General features: G+C 73.1%; 13 protein-coding genes and 1 pseudogene. 8 read left to right on the forward strand and 6 right to left on the reverse strand.

Going from position 1 to position 19,204, the window contains the following annotated elements; translation table 11 throughout:
* Positions 1-138 precede the first annotated feature (138 nt).
* The 4 genes from ACWV17_RS28510 to ACWV17_RS28525 form a co-directional block, all read right to left on the reverse strand.
* Positions 139-471: a hypothetical protein gene (locus ACWV17_RS28510; RefSeq protein ID WP_455361924.1), complete on the reverse strand. Its 333-nt coding sequence runs from the start codon at positions 469-471 to the stop codon at positions 139-141.
* Positions 472-622: 151 nt separating this feature from the next.
* Positions 623-2,083 carry a glutamate synthase subunit beta gene (locus tag ACWV17_RS28515; protein WP_455361925.1) on the reverse strand — a complete coding sequence of 487 codons (1,461 nt, stop codon included), beginning with the start codon at positions 2,081-2,083 and terminating at the stop codon, positions 623-625.
* Complete coding sequence (gene gltB, locus ACWV17_RS28520) at positions 2,076-6,683, reverse strand: glutamate synthase large subunit (protein WP_455361926.1); 4,608 nt, start codon at positions 6,681-6,683, stop codon at positions 2,076-2,078. Before gltB ends, ACWV17_RS28515 begins: the two co-directional genes overlap by 8 nt.
* 298 nt (positions 6,684-6,981) lie before the next feature.
* Entirely contained in the window at positions 6,982-7,713 is a 732-nt protein-coding gene (locus ACWV17_RS28525) for a VIT1/CCC1 transporter family protein (protein ID WP_455361927.1), read from the reverse strand.
* 295 nt (positions 7,714-8,008) lie between these two features.
* Here ACWV17_RS28525 and ACWV17_RS28530 point away from each other — a divergent pair, with 295 nt between their 5' ends.
* The 8 genes and pseudogenes from ACWV17_RS28530 (at position 8,009) to ACWV17_RS28565 (ending at position 17,355) form a co-directional block, all read left to right on the forward strand.
* Positions 8,009-9,034, forward strand: coding sequence for an ADP-ribosylglycohydrolase family protein (locus ACWV17_RS28530; RefSeq protein ID WP_455361928.1), 1,026 nt, complete (start codon positions 8,009-8,011; stop codon positions 9,032-9,034).
* An 800-nt stretch (positions 9,035-9,834) separates the two neighbouring features.
* Positions 9,835-11,136 (forward strand): ADP-ribosylglycohydrolase family protein, encoded by a 1,302-nt coding sequence (locus ACWV17_RS28535; RefSeq protein WP_455361957.1) that lies wholly within the window; start codon positions 9,835-9,837, stop codon positions 11,134-11,136.
* 7 nt (positions 11,137-11,143) lie between these two features.
* On the forward strand, positions 11,144-12,295 hold the full coding sequence (locus ACWV17_RS28540; protein ID WP_455361929.1) for an ADP-ribosylglycohydrolase family protein: 1,152 nt from the start codon (positions 11,144-11,146) through the stop codon (positions 12,293-12,295).
* A gap of 107 nt (positions 12,296-12,402) precedes the next feature.
* Positions 12,403-12,729, forward strand: a pseudogene (locus ACWV17_RS28545) (ADP-ribosylglycohydrolase family protein); the annotation flags it as partial.
* A 327-nt stretch (positions 12,730-13,056) separates the two neighbouring features.
* The gene (locus ACWV17_RS28550) at positions 13,057-14,424 is read left to right on the forward strand and encodes an ADP-ribosylglycohydrolase family protein (protein ID WP_455361958.1); all 1,368 of its coding nucleotides are present in this window, start codon (positions 13,057-13,059) and stop codon (positions 14,422-14,424) included.
* Positions 14,421-15,338 (forward strand): ribokinase, encoded by a 918-nt coding sequence (gene rbsK, locus ACWV17_RS28555; RefSeq protein WP_455361930.1) that lies wholly within the window; start codon positions 14,421-14,423, stop codon positions 15,336-15,338. Before ACWV17_RS28550 ends, rbsK begins: the two co-directional genes overlap by 4 nt.
* Complete coding sequence (locus tag ACWV17_RS28560) at positions 15,335-16,528, forward strand: CaiB/BaiF CoA transferase family protein (protein ID WP_455361931.1); 1,194 nt, start codon at positions 15,335-15,337, stop codon at positions 16,526-16,528. The genes rbsK and ACWV17_RS28560 overlap by 4 nt, the downstream gene beginning before the upstream one ends.
* Positions 16,525-17,355 (forward strand): HpcH/HpaI aldolase/citrate lyase family protein, encoded by an 831-nt coding sequence (locus ACWV17_RS28565; RefSeq protein ID WP_455361932.1) that lies wholly within the window; start codon positions 16,525-16,527, stop codon positions 17,353-17,355. Before ACWV17_RS28560 ends, ACWV17_RS28565 begins: the two co-directional genes overlap by 4 nt.
* Before the next feature lie 58 nt (positions 17,356-17,413).
* On the opposite strand, the gene lgt is transcribed toward ACWV17_RS28565, so the two are convergent.
* Together lgt and ACWV17_RS28575 are read right to left on the reverse strand one after the other, a co-directional pair.
* On the reverse strand, positions 17,414-18,343 hold the full coding sequence (gene lgt / locus ACWV17_RS28570) for a prolipoprotein diacylglyceryl transferase (protein ID WP_455354364.1): 930 nt from the start codon (positions 18,341-18,343) through the stop codon (positions 17,414-17,416).
* Between the two features lie 69 nt (positions 18,344-18,412).
* Entirely contained in the window at positions 18,413-19,195 is a 783-nt protein-coding gene (locus ACWV17_RS28575) for a DsbA family protein (protein ID WP_455361933.1), read from the reverse strand.
* Between the last annotated feature and the right edge of the window lie 9 nt (positions 19,196-19,204).

The following is a 19,204-nucleotide window of genomic DNA, read 5'->3' on the forward strand; positions in this document are numbered from 1 at the left end:
GGCCGAAGGCCATCGCGCAGCGACGCGACCGAAGGGAGCGCCCTTGACGGTCCGACCCGGCCCGCCATACTCACAAAGCGGGCGGCCCCGGGTTTCCCGTCCACCCCTCGCCCCCGGCGACCGTCACCCCGCCAACGGTCACTCGATCGTCCACCCCACCGCCCCCACCCCGCTGCTGTAGAACGCGCAGATGCCGTTTGACTCCCCGTATCCGCCGGGCGGCAGCGTCACCCAGTCGCCCGACACGTCCGGCGCGCGTCCGCAGACCACCTCCGCCCGGAAGGTGATCGTGCGATCGGTGTTGTTCTTGCAGGCCGCGATGCCGTGATCCGGGTTGTTGTGGTGCACGTATCCGTCGCAGTCGACTCCCAGCGCGCGGGACGGCGCCGCATGCGCGGGGGCCGGCGTCGTGCCCGCCAGTCCCAGCGCTGCGACAGCCGAGGCGGTCAGTACGAGGGTCTTGAAGTTCATCGCATCCTCCTTGAGTGGATTCCGCGCTTTTCTCCCCAAGATCCTTTTCAGGAAACATGCCGCGGCGCCTGCCCGCTTCCGGTCGGGGAAGGGCAGACGCCGCGGTCAGTTCCGTACGACGCTGTACGGGACGTTTCTTCAGGTGGGCCGGTCAGACCAGCAGCGCGCGGTCCGTCGGCTTGATCGGAGCGGGAAGTTCACTCGCACCGGTGAGGAAGCGGTCGACCCCGCGCGCCGCCGAGCGGCCCTCGGCGATCGCCCAGACGATCAGCGACTGGCCGCGGCCCGCGTCGCCCGCGACGTACACGCCGGGGACGTTCGTCGCGAAGTCCGCGTCGCGTGCGACGTTTCCGCGCTCGTCGAGCTCCAGGCCGAACTGCTCGACGAGGCCGTTCGAGCGGTCCGTGCCGGTGAAGCCCATGGCCAGCGTGACCAGCTGAGCGGGGATCTTCCGCTCGGTGCCCGCCTTCTGCTCCAGCTTGCCGTCCTTGAACTCGACCTCGACGAGGTGCAGGAACTGGACGTTGCCGTCCTCGTCGCCCTCGAAGTGGGTGGTGGAGACGGAGTAGACCCGCTCGCCGCCCTCCTCGTGTGCGGAGGTGACCTTGTACAGCATCGGGAAGGTCGGCCACGGCTGGTTGGCGTTCCGCTCCTCGCCCGGCCGCGGCATGATCTCCAGCTGCGTGACGGACGCCGCGCCCTGGCGGTGAGCGGTGCCGACGCAGTCGGCGCCCGTGTCACCGCCGCCGATGACGACGACGTGCTTGCCCTCGGCGGTGAGCGGCGGGGCGACGAAGTCGCCCTCCTGCACCTTGTTGGCGAGCGGCAGGTACTCCATGGCGAAGTGGATGCCGTTCAGCTCGCGCCCCGGGACCGGCAGGTCACGCGAGACGGTGGCGCCGGCGGCGATGACCACCGCGTCGTACCGCTTGCGCAGCTTCGCGGCGTCGATGTCGCGGCCGATCTCGACCTCCGTACGGAACTTGGTGCCCTCCGCGCGCATCTGCTCGATGCGGCGGTTGATGTGCACCTTCTCCATCTTGAACTCGGGGATGCCGTACCGGAGGAGTCCTCCGATGCGGTCCGCGCGCTCGTAGACGGCGACCGTGTGACCGGCCCGGGTCAGCTGCTGCGCGGCGGCCAGGCCCGCCGGGCCCGAGCCGATGACCGCGACCGTCTTGCCCGACAGCCGCTCCGGCGGCTGCGGGGTGACGTCGCCGCTGTCCCACGCCTTGTCGATGATCGAGACTTCGACGTTCTTGATGGTGACGGCCGGCTGGTTGATGCCGAGGACACACGCCGACTCGCAGGGAGCCGGGCACAGGCGGCCGGTGAACTCCGGGAAGTTGTTGGTCGCGTGCAGACGCTCGCTGGCGGCGGCCCAGTCCTCGCGGTACGCGTAGTCGTTCCACTCGGGGATGAGGTTCCCCAGCGGGCAGCCGTTGTGGCAGAAGGGGATGCCGCAGTCCATGCATCGCCCGGCCTGCTTGCTGATGATCGGCAGCAGCGAACCAGGAACGTAGACCTCGTTCCAGTCCTTCAGCCGTTCCCCGACGGGGCGGGTCTTGGCGACCTCGCGCCCGGTGGTGAGAAAGCCCTTAGGGTCAGCCATTGGTCGCCGCCTCCATCATCTTCTCGGTGGTCTCGGACTCGGAGAGTCCGGCCAGCTCAGCGGCGTCCTTGGCGGCGAGCACTGCCTTGTACGTGGTCGGGATGATCTTGCTGAAGCGGGTCACCGCGGTGTCCCACTCGGCGAGGAGCTTCTCGGCGACCGTCGAACCGGTCTCCTCCTGGTGGCGGCGCACCACATCGTGCAGCCACTGCTGGTCGGCGTCCGACAGGACCTCGACGGCCCCCAGGTTGCCGGAGTTGACGTTGTCCCGGTCGAGGTCGATGACGTACGCGACACCGCCGGACATGCCGGCCGCGAAGTTACGTCCGGTCTCGCCCAGCACCACCGCGTGTCCGCCGGTCATGTACTCGCAGCCGTGGTCGCCCACGCCCTCCGAGACGACCGTCGCACCGGAGTTACGGACACAGAAGCGCTCGCCCGTCCGGCCGCGGAGGAAGATCTCGCCGCCGGTCGCACCGTAGGCGATGGTGTTGCCCGCGATGGTCGAGTACTCGGCCAGGTGGTCGGCGCCACGGTCCGGGCGGACGATGACGCGGCCGCCGGAGAGGCCCTTGCCGACGTAGTCGTTGGCGTCGCCCTCCAGGCGCAGCGTCACGCCGCGCGGCACGAAGGCGCCGAAGGACTGGCCGGCCGAGCCGGTGAAGGTGATGTCGATGGTGTCGTCGGGCAGGCCCGCACCGCCGAACTTCTTGGTCACCTCGTGGCCGAGCATGGTGCCGACGGTCCGGTTGATGTTGCGGATCGCGACCTGCGCGCGGACCGGCTGGGCGTCCTCGGCGCTCGCGGCGCGCAGCGCGTCCGCGGCCAGCTCGATCAGCTCGTTGTCCAGGGCCTTCTCCAGGCCGTGGTCCTGCTCGATCAGCTGGTGGCGCACCGCGCCCTCCGGCAGCTCGGGGACGTAGAAGAGCGGGGCCAGGTCGAGACCCTGCGCCTTCCAGTGGCCCACGGCCCGCTCGGTGTCGAGCAGCTCTGCGTGGCCGACGGCCTCCTCGATCGTCCGGAAGCCGAGCTCGGCGAGGAGCTCGCGCACCTCCTGGGCGATGAACTCGAAGAAGTTGACGACGAACTCGGGCTTGCCGGAGAACCGGTCGCGCAGCACCGGGTTCTGCGTGGCGATGCCGACCGGGCAGGTGTCCAGGTGGCAGACGCGCATCATGACGCAGCCCGAGACGACGAGCGGCGCGGTCGCGAAACCGAACTCCTCGGCGCCCAGCAGCGCGGCGATGATCACGTCGCGGCCGGTCTTGAGCTGGCCGTCGGTCTGGACGACGATCCGGTCGCGCAGGCCGTTGAGCAGCAGCGTCTGCTGGGTCTCGGCGAGGCCGAGCTCCCAGGGACCGCCCGCGTGCTTGAGCGAGGTGAGCGGCGAGGCGCCCGTACCGCCGTCGTGGCCGGAGATGAGGACGACGTCCGCGTGCGCCTTGGAGACACCGGCGGCGACCGTGCCGACACCGACCTCCGACACCAGCTTCACGTGGATACGCGCGGCCGGGTTGGCGTTCTTGAGGTCGTGGATCAGCTGAGCCAGGTCCTCGATGGAGTAGATGTCGTGGTGCGGCGGCGGGGAGATCAGGCCGACACCCGGGGTGGAGTGCCGGGTCTTCGCGACCCACGGGTAGACCTTGTGGCCGGGCAGCTGGCCGCCCTCGCCGGGCTTCGCGCCCTGCGCCATCTTGATCTGGATGTCGTCCGCGTTGACCAGGTACTCGCTCGTCACACCGAAGCGGCCGGAGGCGACCTGCTTGATCGACGAACGCCGCGCCGGGTCGTACAGGCGGTCCGGGTCCTCGCCGCCCTCACCGGTGTTGGACTTGCCGCCCAGCTGGTTCATGGCGATGGCGAGGGTCTCGTGCGCCTCGCGGGAGATCGATCCGTACGACATGGCGCCGGTGGAGAAGCGCTTGACGATCTCGGAGACCGGCTCGACCTCGTCGATGGAGATCGACGGACGGTCGGACTTGAAGCCGAACAGGCCGCGGAGCGTCATCAGGCGCTCGGACTGCTCGTTCACGCGGTCCGTGTACTGCCGGAAGATGTCGTACCGGCGGTTGCGCGTGGCGTGCTGGAGGCGGAAGACCGTCTCGGGGTCGAACAGGTGCGGCTCGCCCTCGCGGCGCCACTGGTACTCGCCGCCGATCTCCAGCGCGCGGTGCGCGGAGGGGACGCCCGAGGCCGGGTACGCCTTGGCGTGCCGGGCGGCGACCTCCTTGGCGATGACGTCGAGGCCGGCGCCGCCGATCTTGGTGGCGGTGCCGTTGAAGTACGTCTCGACGAAGGACTCGTCCAGGCCGACGGCCTCGAAGACCTGCGCGCCGCGGTAGGAGGCGACGGTCGAGATGCCCATCTTGGACATGACCTTCAGGACGCCCTTGCCGAGGGCGTAGATCAGGTTGCGGATGGCCTTCTCGGGCTCCAGGCCGGGCAGGAAGGTGCCGGCGCGGACCAGGTCCTCGACCGACTCCATCGCCAGGTACGGGTTGACGGCGGCGGCGCCGTACCCGATGAGCAGCGCGACGTGGTGCACCTCGCGTACGTCGCCGGCCTCGACCAGCAGGCCCACCTGGGTGCGCTGCTTGGTGCGGATGAGGTGGTGGTGCACGGCGGCGGTGAGCAGCAGCGACGGGATCGGCGCGTGCTCGGCGTCCGAGTGGCGGTCCGAGAGGACGATCAGCCGGGCGCCGTCCTCGATGGCGGCGTCGGCCTCGGCGCAGATCTCGGTGATCCGGGCGGCCAGGGCGTCGCCGCCGCCGCTGACCCGGTAGAGACCGGACAGCGTGGCGGCGGTCATGCCCGGCATGTCGCCGTCGGCGTTGATGTGGATGAGCTTGGCCAGCTCGTCGTTGTCGATCACCGGGAAGGGCAGCGTGACGCTGCGGCAGGACGCCGCGGTCGGCTCCAGCAGGTTGCCCTGCGGGCCGAGCGAGGAGTGCAGCGAGGTGACGAGCTCCTCGCGGATGGCGTCCAGCGGCGGGTTGGTGACCTGCGCGAACAGCTGGGTGAAGTAGTCGAAGAGCAGCCGGGGGCGCTCGGAGAGGGCCGCGATCGGGGAGTCGGTACCCATGGAGCCGAGCGGCTCGCCGCCGGTCTTGGCCATCGGCGCGAGGATGATCTTCAGCTCTTCCTCGGTGTAGCCGAAGGTCTGCTGGCGGCGGGTGACCGAGGCGTGCGTGTGGACGATGTGCTCGCGCTCGGGGAGGTCCTCGAGCTCGATCTCGCCGGCCTCGAGCCACTCCTTGTACGGGTGCTCGGCGGCCAGGGCGGCCTTGATCTCGTCGTCCTCGATGATCCGCTTCTCGGCGGTGTCGACGAGGAACATCCTGCCGGGCTGCAGCCGGCCCTTGCGGACGACCTTGGCGGGGTCGATGTCCAGGACGCCGACCTCGGAGGAGAGCACGACGAGACCCTCGTCGGTGACCCAGTAGCGGCCGGGGCGCAGACCGTTGCGGTCGAGGACCGCGCCGACCTGGGTGCCGTCGGTGAAGGTGACACAGGCCGGGCCGTCCCAGGGCTCCATCATCGTGGAGTGGTACTGGTAGAAAGCGCGGCGGTCCGGGTCCATGGAGGTGTGGTTCTCCCACGCCTCCGGGATCATCATCAGCACGCTGTGCGGGAGGGACCGGCCGCCGAGGTGCAGCAGCTCCAGGACCTCGTCGAAGGACGCCGAGTCGGAGGCGTCGGGCGTGCAGACGGGGAAGATCCGCTCGAGCTTCTCCGCGCCGCTGTGTCCATTGTCGGCAGAGCCGAACGCGTCGGAGGCGAGCTGCGACTCGCGGGCGCGCATCCAGTTGCGGTTGCCCTTGACCGTGTTGATCTCGCCGTTGTGCGCGACAAAGCGGTACGGGTGGGCGAGCGGCCAGCTCGGGAAGGTGTTGGTCGAGAACCGCGAGTGCACGAGCGCGATGGCCGTGGCGAAGCGGCGGTCCGACAGGTCGGGGAAGAAGGGCTCCAGCTGGCCGGTGGTCAGCATGCCCTTGTAGACGATCGTGCGGGCGGAGAGCGAGGGGAAGTACACCCCGGCCTCACGCTCTGCGCGCTTGCGCAGCACGAACGCCTTGCGGTCCAGGTCCAGGCCGCTCGTGCCTCCCCCAGACTCTGTCCGGGAGGTGCCCCCACTGACGAAGAGCTGGGAGAAGGCCGGCATGGTGGCGCGGGCGCCGTTGCCGAGCAGGTCCGGGGTGACGGGCACCTCGCGCCAGCCGAGGACCGTCAGGCCCTCCTCGACGGCGATCGCCTCGATCTGCGCGACGGCCTGTGCGGAGCCGTCGGCGGGAAGGAAGGCGATACCGACGGCGTACGCCCCGGCCTCGGGCAGCTCGAACTCGGTGACCTCGCGCAGGAAGGCGTCCGGTACCTGGAGCAGGATTCCGGCGCCGTCGCCGGAGTCCGGCTCGGAGCCGGTGGCGCCACGGTGCTCGAGGTTCCGCAGTACGGTCAGCGCCTGCTCGACCAGTGCGTGACTGGCGACACCAGTCAGTGTGGCCACGAACCCGACGCCACAGGCGTCGTGCTCGTTACGGGGGTCGTACATCCCCTGCTTGGCAGGGCGACCATCCATGGGCGACCAGGCGTCGGAACGCATCGGCACTCCCGTCGTCGTCGTGGCATATGCATTGCCGAGGGACGACGTTGGCCCTCTGCGAAATTTCGTGCAGGTTACATGATGGATGGCTTCTCGCGAAGCGGATAGCTCATTCCAGCATGCGGACAGCTGGAGGATGTGGTGGAGGAGACCAAAGCGGACAGATCGACGATGATCAGTGATCCGTGGCCCGGAGCGGAGCAGGCTTCATTGCCGCAGCGCCTCCGACTCATGCCCAGTGGTTAACGACTCGAAACCGCCAAGTAACGGGCTCTTATGTATAGCTCCGGATGAGCTCTCAGCCTAGGGCCGTACCGAACAGACTGCCCAGGACGTACGTCACACCGGCGGCGGCCCCGCCGAGCGCCAGCTGCCGCAGCCCGCTGAACCACCAGGACCGCGCCGTCACCCGCGCCACGACCGCGCCGCAGGCGAACAGGCCGAGCAGCGCCAGCAGCACCGCGGGCCACAGCGCGCTCGCCCCGAGCAGGTACGGCAGTACGGGCAGCAGGGCACCCAGCGCGAAGGAACCGAAGGACGACGCCGCGGCCACCGTCGGCGACGGCAGATCGCCCGGATCGATGCCCAGCTCCTCGCGCGCGTGGATCTCCAGGGCCTGCTCCGGGTCCTTCGACAGCTGCCGGGCCACCTCGCGGGCGAGGTCCGGCTCGACGCCGCGCGACTCGTACAGCGCGGCCAGTTCCCGCATCTCGTCCTTGGGGTGCTTGCGCAGCTCGCGCCGTTCGACATCCAGTTCCGCCTGGACCAGCTCGCGCTGGGAGGCCACGGAGGTGTACTCGCCCGCAGCCATGGAGAACGCGCCCGCGGCCAGTCCGGCGAGCCCGGTGATCACGATCGTCTGCTGGGAGACCGCGCCGCCGGCCACGCCGGTCATCAGCGCCAGGTTGGACACCAGGCCGTCCATCGCACCGAACACCGCGGGCCGCAGCCAGCCGCCGCTGACATCGCGGTGCGTGTGGTTGTCGCGGTGAGCGTCGTGCAGTGCCGCTTCGGTGTCGATGATGGCCATTGCGCCTGGTGCTCCCTTCCCCGGCGGCGGGGCCGATTCGCCCCCGCCGCTCCCCCTCAACACCCTCGAAAGTACGCACGAATCAAGGCCTCTGCCAGCAAGGAAGGCCGTACTTACCAGGGCGGAGCGGGGGCGGCGCGGGAGCCCGGCGGAAGGTTCGCGGGCGCGTGGCGGGTGCGTCGCGGGCGCCCGGCGAGGCGGGGCGACCGGGTGACACGGGTGTTTCGCGGCGCGCGGCGGGGCCTCGGCGTGGCACGTATGCACAAAGGTGTCCGCAGACTGCGAGAGGCACACCATGGCGTTGATTGCATGCAATCCCCACGTCCTCCTCGAACGCGCCAGGGGCTCCTTGCTCGGCCTCGCCGTCGGTGACGCGCTCGGGGCCCCCGCGGAGAACATGACACCGTCGGAGATCCGGCGCCGCTGGGGCCGTATCGAAGGCTTCGTCACGGACGACCCGGCGGGCACGGACGACACGGAGTACGCGATCTTCTCCGGCCTGCTGCTCGCGCGGCACGGCTCGGCGCTCACCGTCGCCCATGTCGAGACCGCCTGGCACCACTGGATCGCGGACCTCGACGAGGGCCCGTTCCGCGGCGCGGGCTTCAGCGAGCGCGGCACCCTGGAGAACCTCCGCCGGGGGCTCGCCGCGCCCATCTCCGCCCAGCACCGGCATGCCTGGAGCGACGGCCTCGCGATGCGCGCCGCGCCCTTCGGGGTCTTCGCGGCGGGGCGGCCGGCCGAGGCGGCGCGGCTGGTCGCCGTCGACGGCTGTGTCAGCCACGACGGCGAGGGCATCTACGGCGGCCAGGCCGTGGCGGCGGGCGTCGCGGCGGCCATGGCGGGCGGCAGTACGTCGTCCGTGATCGCCGCCGCGCTGTCCGTCGTGCCCGAGGACTCCTGGACGGCCCGCTCGCTGCGCCGCGCGGTGGCGGCCGCGCAGCGGGACGGCCTCCGGCCCGGAACCGACCCCCTGGACGTCGAACGCGCGGTCCGCTCGGCGGTGGTCATCGGCGGCTACCCCTGGACGGACCTGGCCCCCGAGGCGGTGGGCCTGGCCTTCGGAGCGTTCGCCGCGGCGCGCGGCGACTTCACCGCGTCGGTCCTGACCGCGGTCAACATGGGCCGCGACGCGGACACGACGGCCGCGGTGGCGGGGGCGCTGGCAGGCGCCATGTCGGGCCAGGCCGCGATCCCGGCGGAGTGGGGCGGGGCGATCGGCCCGGTCCGGGGCAGCTGTCTGCCCTCGATGCAGGGCTACCACGTACTGGACATCGCGGAGCTGCTCACCCCGGACGACGACATCGAGGTGATGCCATGACCCCGAACCCCGCCCCGGCCGACGGCGCGCCCGGGGGCCCGGGAGCGGACCCCCCACTTCCGCACACCAGCGCCGCCACGACGGAGCCCGGCCGGCACACCAGCGCCCTCACGGCGGGACTCGCACCCGGGCACCCACCCGCCGCCACGGTCGAGCCCGGGGGCCTGCCCCCGGTAACAGCCGCCGCCACCGTCGGGCCCGGGGGCTGGCCGCCGCTGGCAGCCGCCGCCGCAGCAGAGCTGGGGGCAGGCCCGCACAGCAGCGCCACTCCCCCCCTCGCCGCGGCGCCGGGCGGCCTGACCCCGGCCGAACCGCGAGCCGACGCCCCGCCCACCACAACGGCTACGCGAAGCGCAGCCCGGGGGCCCGGGGGCTGGCCGCCGCTGGCAGCCGCCGCCGCAGCAGAGCTGGGGGCAGGCCCGCACAGCAACGCCACTCCCCCCATCGCCGCGGGACCGGGCGTCCTGACCCCGCCCGAGCAGCACGCCGACGCCTCGCCCCCCACAACGGCTGCGCGAAGCGCGCCCCGGGGGCCCGGGGGCCTGCCCCCGGTTTCGGGAAGGGGCGGGGTGGGGGAAGCGTCCGCAGCCCCGCCCGCCGGGGTCGCCGTGCTGCCCGAGGAGACCCGGCGCCCGGGCGCCCGTGAGACCCCAGCCCGCGGCGCCGGGGCCAGGGCGGCGGTTACAGCCGAGAGCGGGACCGCCACCCGGGCCGGAAGCAGGGCCCGGACCGGCACCGCCGCCCCGCCCGGGGACACAGACCGGACCAGGGACGGGGCGCGGCCCGGCGGTACCGCCGAGATGGCGCCCGGTGCCGAGCTGGACGAGGGCGGGTCTGCGGCCGGGGCGGCGCAGGCCGTCGGCGTGCGCGCGCGGCCCGGCGGCGCGGCCGGCACCGCCGCCCCGCCCCGGGGCACAGACCGGGCGCGGGGGGTCGGGGCGTACGTCGGGGAGGTGGCTGCGTACCGGCCCGGCGCGCTCGTCCCGTACCAGCCCCGCCGCATCGAGGGCCTCCTGCTCGGCCTCGCCGCAGGCGACGCCGCCGGGTGGCCCGCCGCCCGGCACCGCGCCGCCCGCATGCCCGAGTGGACCCGCCGCCTCACCCGCGAGCTCGACACCTTCGCCGAGCAGAACGCCACCACCACCCTCCCCGTCCCCATCGCCCTCAACCAGCCCCCCGAGCCCCTCCGCCTCGGCCCCTCCGACGACGCCGAATGGGCCGCCTTCACCGCCGAATCCGTCCTCACCGCCGCCGGCGCGCTGCTCAGCGACCTCGGCCGGTCGCGCCGGATGCGCGCCGCCATCGACCTCGCGTGGAACGCCCTGGCCAGCGAGGTCGCCGCCGCCGCCGAACGCGCGCCCGAGGTGGAGTCGGCGGTCCTCCCCCTGCGCGCCCGGATCTCCGTCCGCGCGGGTCTCGGCAACCTGGCCAAGGGCCTGCGTCCGCCCGCGACCGGCCACGACAACCCGCACTACTTCGACGACGCGGCCTGCGTACGGGCCGTCGTACTCGCCGTCGTCCACCCCGGCGACCCGTCCGCCGCCGCCGGGCTCGCGGACTTCGACGCCCGCTACACCCAGGACGGCGACGGCGTACACGGCGCCAGGGCCATGGCCGCGGCCGTCGCCGCCGCGCTCGGCGGGGCGAACGTCGACGCCGCCGTGGACGCCGCCCTCGCCCAGCTCCCGGGTTCCACCGAGATCGGCCGCAATGCCCGGCACGCCGTGAAGCTCGCCCGCACCACGGACGGCGCCTTCGCGCTCGTACCGCTGCTCGAACACGAGATCGTCGACCACGTCTACAGCTACGGGATCGCCGCCGCGGAAACCGTCCCCGTGGCCCTCGCCCTCGCCACCGCCGCCCGCGGCCGGGTGACCGAGGCCGTGCCCGCCGCGGCCTGCCTGTCCCGGGTCGCCGACTCCGCCCCCGCCCTGGCCGGCGCGCTGACCGGCGCGATCGGCGGCGGCGAGTCGCTGCCCGCCACCTGGCGGGAGGCCTGCCGCACACTCTCCGGCTGCGCGCTGCCCCGCCTCGCCGGCACCGATCTCGTCGAACTCGCCGAACTCCTGGTGCACACGGAACTGACCACACCAGAGGGATGATTCGGGCATGACGCTCACATTGCTCACATTGGAGGACAGGACAGCGGGCTGCCTGGTCGGCGCCGCGGTCGGCGACGCGCTCGGCGGCCCGGTCGAGGGCTGGACCCCGGAACAGATCGCCGAGCGGCACGGCGGGCCGGTACGCGGCATCGTCGGACCGTTCCACGAGGACTGGCGTACGGCCCGGCCGATCGCCCCGTACCACAAGGGCGACGGGCACGTCACGGACGACACCCTTATGACGCACGCGCTGGTCCGCGTGTACGGGGCCGTCCGCGACCACCTCGACGCGTACGCGGTCGCCGACCACCTCGTCCCCGACCTCATCTCCACGCCGCGCTGGATCCCGGAGCTGGAGGCGGAAGCACTGCCCGTCCAGCGGATCTTCCTGGCGGAGAAGTGGCTCGTGGCCCGGCTGCACTACGGCCATGTGGACCCGCGCGAGGCGGGGACCGGCAACATCGTCAACTGCGGTGCGGCGATGTACATGGCACCGGTAGGCGTGGTCAACGCGGGCAATCCGGCGGGTGCGTACGCCGAGGCGCTGGACATCGCCGGCGCGCACCAGTCCTCGTACGGGCGGGAAGCGGCGGGGGTGTTCGCGGCGGCGGTGGCCGCGGCGTTCCTCCCGGGCGCGACGCCCGCCACGGTGATCGACCGGGCGCTCGCCCTGGCGAAGGACGGCACGCGGTCCGCGATCGAGGCGGTCTGCGACGTGGCGGCCCGCCACATGGACTTCGAGTCGGCGCTGGGCCCGCTGCGGGAGGCGGTGGCGCCGTTCGACACGGTGGGACCGGACTACCGGGCGCCGTCCCTCGCGGCGCGCCGCCCGTCGCGGCTGCACTCGATCGAGGAACTGCCCGTCGCGCTGGGCATGCTGCTGATCGGCGACGGGGACTACCGGCACACCGTCCTCGGCGCGGTGAACTACGGCCGCGACTGCGACTCGATCGCCACGATGGCCGGGGCGATCGCGGGAGCGCTGCGCGGCGAGGGCATCATTCCGCGCGACTGGTCGAAGGAGGTGTCGGAGGCGAGCCGCCTGGACCTGCACGCGCCGGCGGCGTCCCTCGCCGGGGTTACCCGGGAGGTCTTCGCCCGCGACGTACGGCGCCGCCGCGCCCACGAGTCCGCCTTCGGCGCGATTGCGGGTACGTGATGCCGCCGGGCACCCAGCCCGCTCCCGCGGAGGACCACCCGACGAGCCGGAGCGTGGCGCGGCCCGGGTGCGGCCGCGCGGCGGCACCGGAAGCTCCGCCCGCGGCCATGGAGCCCACCGAGCTGGGCGCTCTGCGCCTGACCTGGGTCCAGCCCGAGGACCTGGTCGGCCACGAGCTGCGGCAGGCCGCCGAGGACGGCCGGGACGCGGATGAGATCCGGCGCGCCTGGCTCTCAGCGGGAGGCCCGCCCGCCCCGGACCGGGCAGGCGCGTCCCCGGCCCCGGCGGACCCCCGCCTGCGCGAGCTGGCCGTACAGCTGCTGGACCGACTCGCCCGGCTGCCCTCCCCCCTGTCGGCGGCCGAACCAACGGACCTCGCCGCGATCCGGGCAGCCTGCCCGGCCTGGCCCACCGAACCGACGGCCCCGGCCACAACCTGCGCAGCCGACCCGAACCGGCCCACGCCTTCGGCGTATGAGACAGCGCCGCCATGGACCGCAGGGCCGGGCCGGGCAGCCGCCCGGCCGGAAGCCCACCCGGTGGCGCGCACCGATGTCGACGTCGCAGCGGCGGCATCGCCACGCGCGGCGGAGGCGCCGGGGCCCGGGGGCTTGCCCCCGGTTCCGGGAAGGGGCGGGGTGGGGGACAGCTCCCCTGCGCCCGCCCCCGGCCGCGGTGCGACCTGGCCCTCCGGCCCGGGCCGCGTCGCCCGAGGCGCCATGCCGGGCACAACCGGCATCGGCACACGACCGGCCGTGGCCATGGCCGCGACGGGCACCGCGCCGCCCACAACCAGCGCCAGCCCGCCCGCCGAGCGCAAGGCACACACACCCGGCGAAGCCTGGGCAGGCCGGGGGTCCGGGGGCCCGCCCCCGGTTTCGGGAAGGGGCGGGGTCGGGGAAAGCTCCCGCGCACCCGCGCCCGGGGCCGCCCCGCGCGGGAGCGGCACCGGACCCCATCGGGGCCCATCCGCCCCGACCGCCTCCGGCGCCGGGCCAGGCGGAAAGGGCGCGCCCACGCCCGGGGCCGGCGCCGGGCCGGGCCCGGGGGGCGCCGCGCGCCCAGCCGGTGCCCTGCTCCGCCGGCTGCATGCCGCGTGGCTCGGGCGGGCCGTGGGGTGTCTGCTCGGGAAACCCGTCGAGAAGCTTCCCCTCCCCGCCATCCGTGCCCTCGCCCGCGCCACCGGCAACTGGCCCCTGCACACCTGGTTCACCGCCCGCGGCCTGCCCGCCGGCCTCGCCGCCCGCCACCCGTGGAACCGCCGCAGCGCGCCGACCTCCCTCGCCGAGAACATCGACGGCATGCCCGAGGACGACGACCTCAACTACCCGCTGCTCAACCTGATCCTTCTCCAGCGGTACGGCAGGGACTTCCGCACCGAGGACGTCGCCCGGCTCTGGCTGGACGAGCTGCCGGCCGGCCGGACCTTCACCGCCGAGCGCCTCGCGTACCGCAACCTCCTCGACGGCATCGAGCCCCCGCACACCGCCACCCACCGCAACCCGTTCCGCGAGTGGATCGGCGCCCTGATCCGGGCCGACGTGCACGGCTGGACCCACCCCGGTGATCCGGCCGCCGCGGCCGGATCGGCGTACCGGGACGCCACCCTCACCCACACCGCCAACGGCGTGTACGGCGCGATGTTCGTGGCCGCCGCCCTCGCCGACGCGGCCGGCGGCACCACCGACGTACACGCCTGCCTGCGCACCGGCCTGTCCGTCGTCCCGCCCGGCTCCCGCCTGGCGCAGGCGGTCCGCTTCGGCATCGGCACCGCCCGCGCCCGCCCCGACGACTTCGACCAGGTCGTGGACCGCCTCCACACCGCGTACGGCCACCACCACTGGGTCCACGTCCTCCCCAACGCCGCCCTCCTCGCCGCCGCCCTCACCCACGCCGACGGGGACTTCACCCGGTCCATCTGCCGCGCCGTGTCCGGCGGCTGGGACACCGACTCGAACGGCGCGACCGCCGGATCCCTCGCCGGACTCATCGCCGGCCGTCCCGAAGCGATCCCGGCCCGCTGGACGGCCCCGCTCAAGAACCGCCTCGCCACCTCGGTCGCCACCCTGGACGGCATCGGCTTCGACACCCTGGCAGCACTCACCGCACAGGAGGCACTCCACCCATGACCAGGACGACCATCGCCGTGCTCGGCAGCACGAACATGGACCTCGTCGCCTACGTGGCGAAGGCCCCGCGCCGCGGAGAGACCGTCACGGGCCGCGAGTTCCGTACGGTCCCCGGCGGCAAGGGCGCCAACCAGGCGGTCGCCGCCGCCCGCGCCGGCGGCACGGTGGCGATGATCGGCGCGGTCGGCGCCGACGAGTTCGGCGTACGGCTGCGCGCCACCCTGGCCGCCTCCGGCGTCGACACCGACGGCCTGCGCACGGTCGAGGGCGCCAGCGGCACCGCCCACATCGTGGTGGACGACGAGGGCGGCAACGCGATCGTCGTCGTCCCGGGCGCCAACGGCACCGTGACCGGGCTCGAACCGGGCGACGAGGACCGTATCGCCGCCTCCGGTGCCCTGCTCCTCCAGCTCGAACTCCCCATGTCCGGCGTGCTCGCGGGTGCGCGCGCCGCGCACGCCCACGGCGTACGGACGGTACTGACCCCCGCCCCCGCCCAGCCGCTGCCCGACGAACTCCTGGCGCTCACCGACCTGTTGGTGCCCAACGAGCACGAGGCCGCCGCCCTCACCGGGCTCACAGAGCCGCACGAGGCGGCCGAGGCGCTCCTGCGCCAGGTACCGGAGGTGGTGATCACCCTCGGCGCGGCGGGCAGTCTGTACGCGGCCCGAGGCACCGCCGCACCCCTCACCGTCCCGGCCCCGCGCGTGCGGGCCGTCGACACGACCGCCGCGGGTGACACCTTCGTCGGCGCGCTCACCGTGGCCCTGGGCGAGGGCAGGCCGATGCCCGAGGCCCTCGCCTGGGCGTCGGCCGCCGCCGCGCTCTCCGTCCAGTGGCCCGGCGCCTCCGCGTCCATGCCGGCCCGCAACGAGATCGACGCCCAGTCGGCCCAGTCGGAAGGCACCGCATGACAGCCCCCGCCCCGCTCACGGGCCTGCGCGTACTCGACCTGGCCACCCTCTTCGCGGGCCCGCTCGCCGCCACGATGCTCGGCGACTTCGGCGCCGAGGTCATCAAGGTCGAGCATCCGCACCGGCCGGACCCGTCCCGTGGCCACGGCCCGGCCAAGAACGGCGTCGGCCTGTGGTGGAAGCTGCTGGGCCGCAACAAGCGCACCATGACGCTGGATCTGTCCACCCCCGGCGGGCGCGAGGTCCTCCTCACCCTCGCCGCCGAAACGGATGTGATCATCGAGAACTTCCGCCCCGGCACCCTGGAGAAGTGGAACCTCGGCTGGGAGGAGCTCAGCGCCGCCAACCCCCGCCTGGTCCTGGCCCGCGTCACCGGCTTCGGCCAGTTCGGCCCGTACTCCCGCCGTCCCGGATTCGGCACCCTCGCCGAGGCGATGAGCGGCTTCGCGGTGATCACGGGCGAGCCGGACGGGCCGCCCACCCTCCCGCCGTTCGGCCTCGCCGACTCGATCGCCGCGCTGTCGACCGCGTACGCCGTGATGACCGCGCTGGCGGGCCGCGACCGCACCGGCCGGGGCCAGGTGGTCGACCTGGCGATCATCGAGCCGATCCTGACGGCCATCGGCCCGCACCCGATCTGGTTCGACCAGCTCGGCTACGTACAGCCGCGCACCGGCAACCGGTCCAGCAACAACGCGCCGCGCAACACCTACCGCAGCGCCGACGGCCGCTGGCTCGCGGTCTCCACCTCGGCCCAGTCCGTCGCCGAACGGGTCATGCACCTGGTCGGCCGCCCGGAGCTGATCGACGAACCATGGTTCGCGACCGGCACCGGCCGGGCCCTGCACGCGGACGTACTCGACGAGGCGGTCGGCGGCTGGATCTCCGCGCACCGCGGCGACGAGGTGATCAGCGCCTTCGAGAAGGCGGAGGCCGCCATCGCCCCGGTCTACGACATCCGCGACGTGATGGCCGACCCGCAGTACCAGGCGCTCGACACGATCACCGAGGTCCAGGACGAGGAACTCGGCCCCCTGCGGATGCAGAACGTCCTGTTCCGCCTCTCCGAGACGCCGGGCGCGATCCGCTGGGCGGGCCGTCCGCACGGCGCGGACACGGAAGAGATCCTGACCGGCCTGGGGCTGTCCCGGCGCGACATCTCCCGGCTGCGGGAGGGCGGCGCGCTGTGACGGACGCGTACCTGACCTGGCTGTACGCCCCCGGCGACCGCCCGCAGGTGGTGGCCAAGGCCCTCGCGTCGGGGGCCGACGTGGTGCTGGTCGATCTGGAGGACGCGGTCGCGCCGGGCCGCAAGGAGTACGCCCGGTCGGCCACCGCGGAACTGCTCGCCACTCCCCAGCCGGTCCCTGTGCACGTCCGCGTCAACCCCCTGGACAGCCCCCTCGGCGTCGCGGACATCGAGGCCCTGGCCGCGCTCCCGGGCCTGGGCGGCCTGCGCCTGCCGAAGATCACGCACCCGTCCGAGATCCTGCACGTCGTCGGCCTGACCGGCCCCGACCGGCGCAAGGGCCCGCCGCTGTACGCCCTGCTCGAATCCGCCCTGGGGGTCGAGCGCGCCTTCGCGATCGCCGCCGCCCACCCGGCACTGCGCGGTATCGCGCTCGGCGAGTCCGATCTGCGCGCCGACCTCGGTGTCGCGGACGAGGGGCTCGACTGGGCGCGGGCCCGGACGGTGGTGGCGGCCCGGGCGGCGGGCCTGGCCCCGCCCACCCAGTCGGTCTTCCCCGACGTCCGGGACCTGTCGGGCCTGGCCGGCTCCTGCGCGCACGGCCGGGCGCTCGGCTTCCTGGGCCGGGCGGCGATCCACCCCCGCCAGCTGCCGGTGATCGAGCGGGCGTATCTGCCTACTCCGGAGGAGATCGAGGCCGCCGAGGACATCGTGAAGGCGGCCGCCACGGACGGCGGCGCACTGGCCCTGCCCGACGGCCGCTTCGTGGACGCGGCGGTGGTCGCAGGAGCCCGCCGCACCCTGACCCTGGCCCAGCGCCGGCACTAGTACGCGAGAAGGGGCCACAGGGCCTGTCCGGTGCTGCGGCCCCTTCTCGCGTACGTCGTCAGGTCTTCTTGGCCTCAGCGGCCGCGTCCTCGGGGTCCTGGGCGGAACCTTCGGCCTCGTCGCCCTTGTCCAGGGACACGGCCTCCGCGTCGCCCCCCTTGTCGCCCGCGCCGGAGGCGGCCGGCTCCACGATCTCCTCGCGGCCCGGCCGCAGCTTCGCCGAGACGACCAGGTAGACCACGGCGAGCACGAAGACGATGATCGACGTCCAGACGTTGAGCCGCAGCCCCAGCACATGGTGCGCCTCGTCGACGCGCATGTACTCGATCCAGCTCCGGCCCACGCAGTACGCGGCGACGTACAGTGCGAACGCCCGGCCGTGCCCGAGCCTGAAGCGGCGGTCGGCCCAGATGACCAGCAGCGCGACGCCGATGCACCACAGCGACTCGTAGAGGAACGTCGGGTGGTAGGTGCCGGCGACCCGGTTGTCCCCCTCGCTGATCTTCAGCGCCCAGGGCAGATCGGTGGCCCGGCCGTAGAGCTCCTGGTTGAACCAGTTGCCCCAGCGGCCGATGGCCTGCGCGAAGGCGATACCGGGCGCCAGCGCGTCGGCCCAGGCGGGCAGCGGGATACCGCGCCGGCGGCAGCCGATCCAGGCACCGACCGCGCCGAGCGCGATCGCGCCCCAGATACCGAGGCCGCCCTCCCAGATCTTGAAGGCGTCGACCCAGTTCTGGCCCTCGCTGAAGTACAGCTGGTAGTCGGTGACGACGTGGTACAGCCGCCCTCCGACCAGGCCGAAGGGCACCGCCCAGACGGCGATGTCGGCTACGGTGCCGGCCCGGCCACCACGCGCGATCCAGCGCCTGTTGCCGAGCCAGACAGCGACGAAGACGCCGATGATGATGCAGAACGCGTAGCCGCGCAGCGGGATCGGTCCGAGATGGATCACGCCGGTCGACGGGCTGGGGATATAAGCAAGGTCCATGGCAAGTCCGACGCTACCGTGCCGGGTGGGACCCAGGGCAACCCACCCGGCAACGTCTCCATAACTCCGTCAGCTCTTCGCCGCCTCCTGGACCTTCTGCTTCAGCTTCTCCGGGGTCAGCGGGTTCTGCTGGTCCCCGAAGATGTTCTTCCCGTTGAGCAGGACGGTCGGGGTGCCCTGGAAGTTGCCCGCCTGGAACGCCTCGTTGGACTTGGCGACCCAGCTGTTGTGCGTGCCGTCGTTGACGCACTGCTTGAACGCCGCGGTGTCCAGCCCCTTGACCTGGCCGGCCAGCTCGATCAGACGGTCGTTCTCGGCGAAGGCGTCGTCCGGCTCGGGCGGCTGATTCTTGAAGAGGACGTCGTGGTACTCGGTGAACTTCCCGGCGTCCTGCGCACAGGCCGCCGCGTTGGCCGAGCGCAGCGAACCGCTGCCGCCCATGTTCCCGTCGATCAGGGTCGCGAGGTGGTACTCGACCTTGAGCTGTCCCTTGTCCGTGAGCTCATGGATCGTTTTCCGGTAGTTGTCCTCGAACGACTTGCACGCGGGGCAGCGGAAGTCCTCCCAGATGACAAGAGTCGACTTGGCGCTGTCCTTCCCCACGGGGATCGCGAGAGCGTCCTTCCCGGTCGCACCGCTCGGCGCCACGACGGGACCCGCGGTGTCCTCCTCGTCACCGCCGCCGGCATTGGCGGCGATCAGGCCCACCACCGCGGCCAGGCCGAGCACACCGACGACCGCGGCGGACACGATCAGTGTCCGCCTGCGCTTGTCGCGCGCCTTCTGCCGCTCGCGCTCCTCGATGAGTCGCTCTCGGGCAGCTCGTTTTCCATCTCGGTTGTTCTCGCTCACGTCCCGCAA

This window comes from Streptomyces mabaensis (assembly GCF_053763515.1).

What these genes read in the sequence shown, in the direction of transcription:
- lgt (WP_455354364.1), bottom strand. Translation starts at nt 18,343, where the DNA reads ATGGACCTTGCTTATATCCCCAGCCCGTCGACCGGCGTGATCCATCTC.
- ACWV17_RS28560 (WP_455361931.1), top strand. Translation starts at nt 15,335, where the DNA reads ATGACAGCCCCCGCCCCGCTCACGGGCCTGCGCGTACTCGACCTGGCC.
- ACWV17_RS28510 (WP_455361924.1), bottom strand. Translation starts at nt 471, where the DNA reads ATGAACTTCAAGACCCTCGTACTGACCGCCTCGGCTGTCGCAGCGCTG.
- ACWV17_RS28540 (WP_455361929.1), top strand. Translation starts at nt 11,144, where the DNA reads ATGACGCTCACATTGCTCACATTGGAGGACAGGACAGCGGGCTGCCTG.
- ACWV17_RS28515 (WP_455361925.1), bottom strand. Translation starts at nt 2,083, where the DNA reads ATGGCTGACCCTAAGGGCTTTCTCACCACCGGGCGCGAGGTCGCCAAG.
- rbsK (WP_455361930.1), top strand. Translation starts at nt 14,421, where the DNA reads ATGACCAGGACGACCATCGCCGTGCTCGGCAGCACGAACATGGACCTC.
- ACWV17_RS28550 (WP_455361958.1), top strand. Translation starts at nt 13,057, where the DNA reads ATGGCCGCGACGGGCACCGCGCCGCCCACAACCAGCGCCAGCCCGCCC.
- gltB (WP_455361926.1), bottom strand. Translation starts at nt 6,683, where the DNA reads ATGCGTTCCGACGCCTGGTCGCCCATGGATGGTCGCCCTGCCAAGCAG.
- ACWV17_RS28525 (WP_455361927.1), bottom strand. Translation starts at nt 7,713, where the DNA reads ATGGCCATCATCGACACCGAAGCGGCACTGCACGACGCTCACCGCGAC.
- ACWV17_RS28530 (WP_455361928.1), top strand. Translation starts at nt 8,009, where the DNA reads ATGGCGTTGATTGCATGCAATCCCCACGTCCTCCTCGAACGCGCCAGG.
- ACWV17_RS28535 (WP_455361957.1), top strand. Translation starts at nt 9,835, where the DNA reads ATGGCGCCCGGTGCCGAGCTGGACGAGGGCGGGTCTGCGGCCGGGGCG.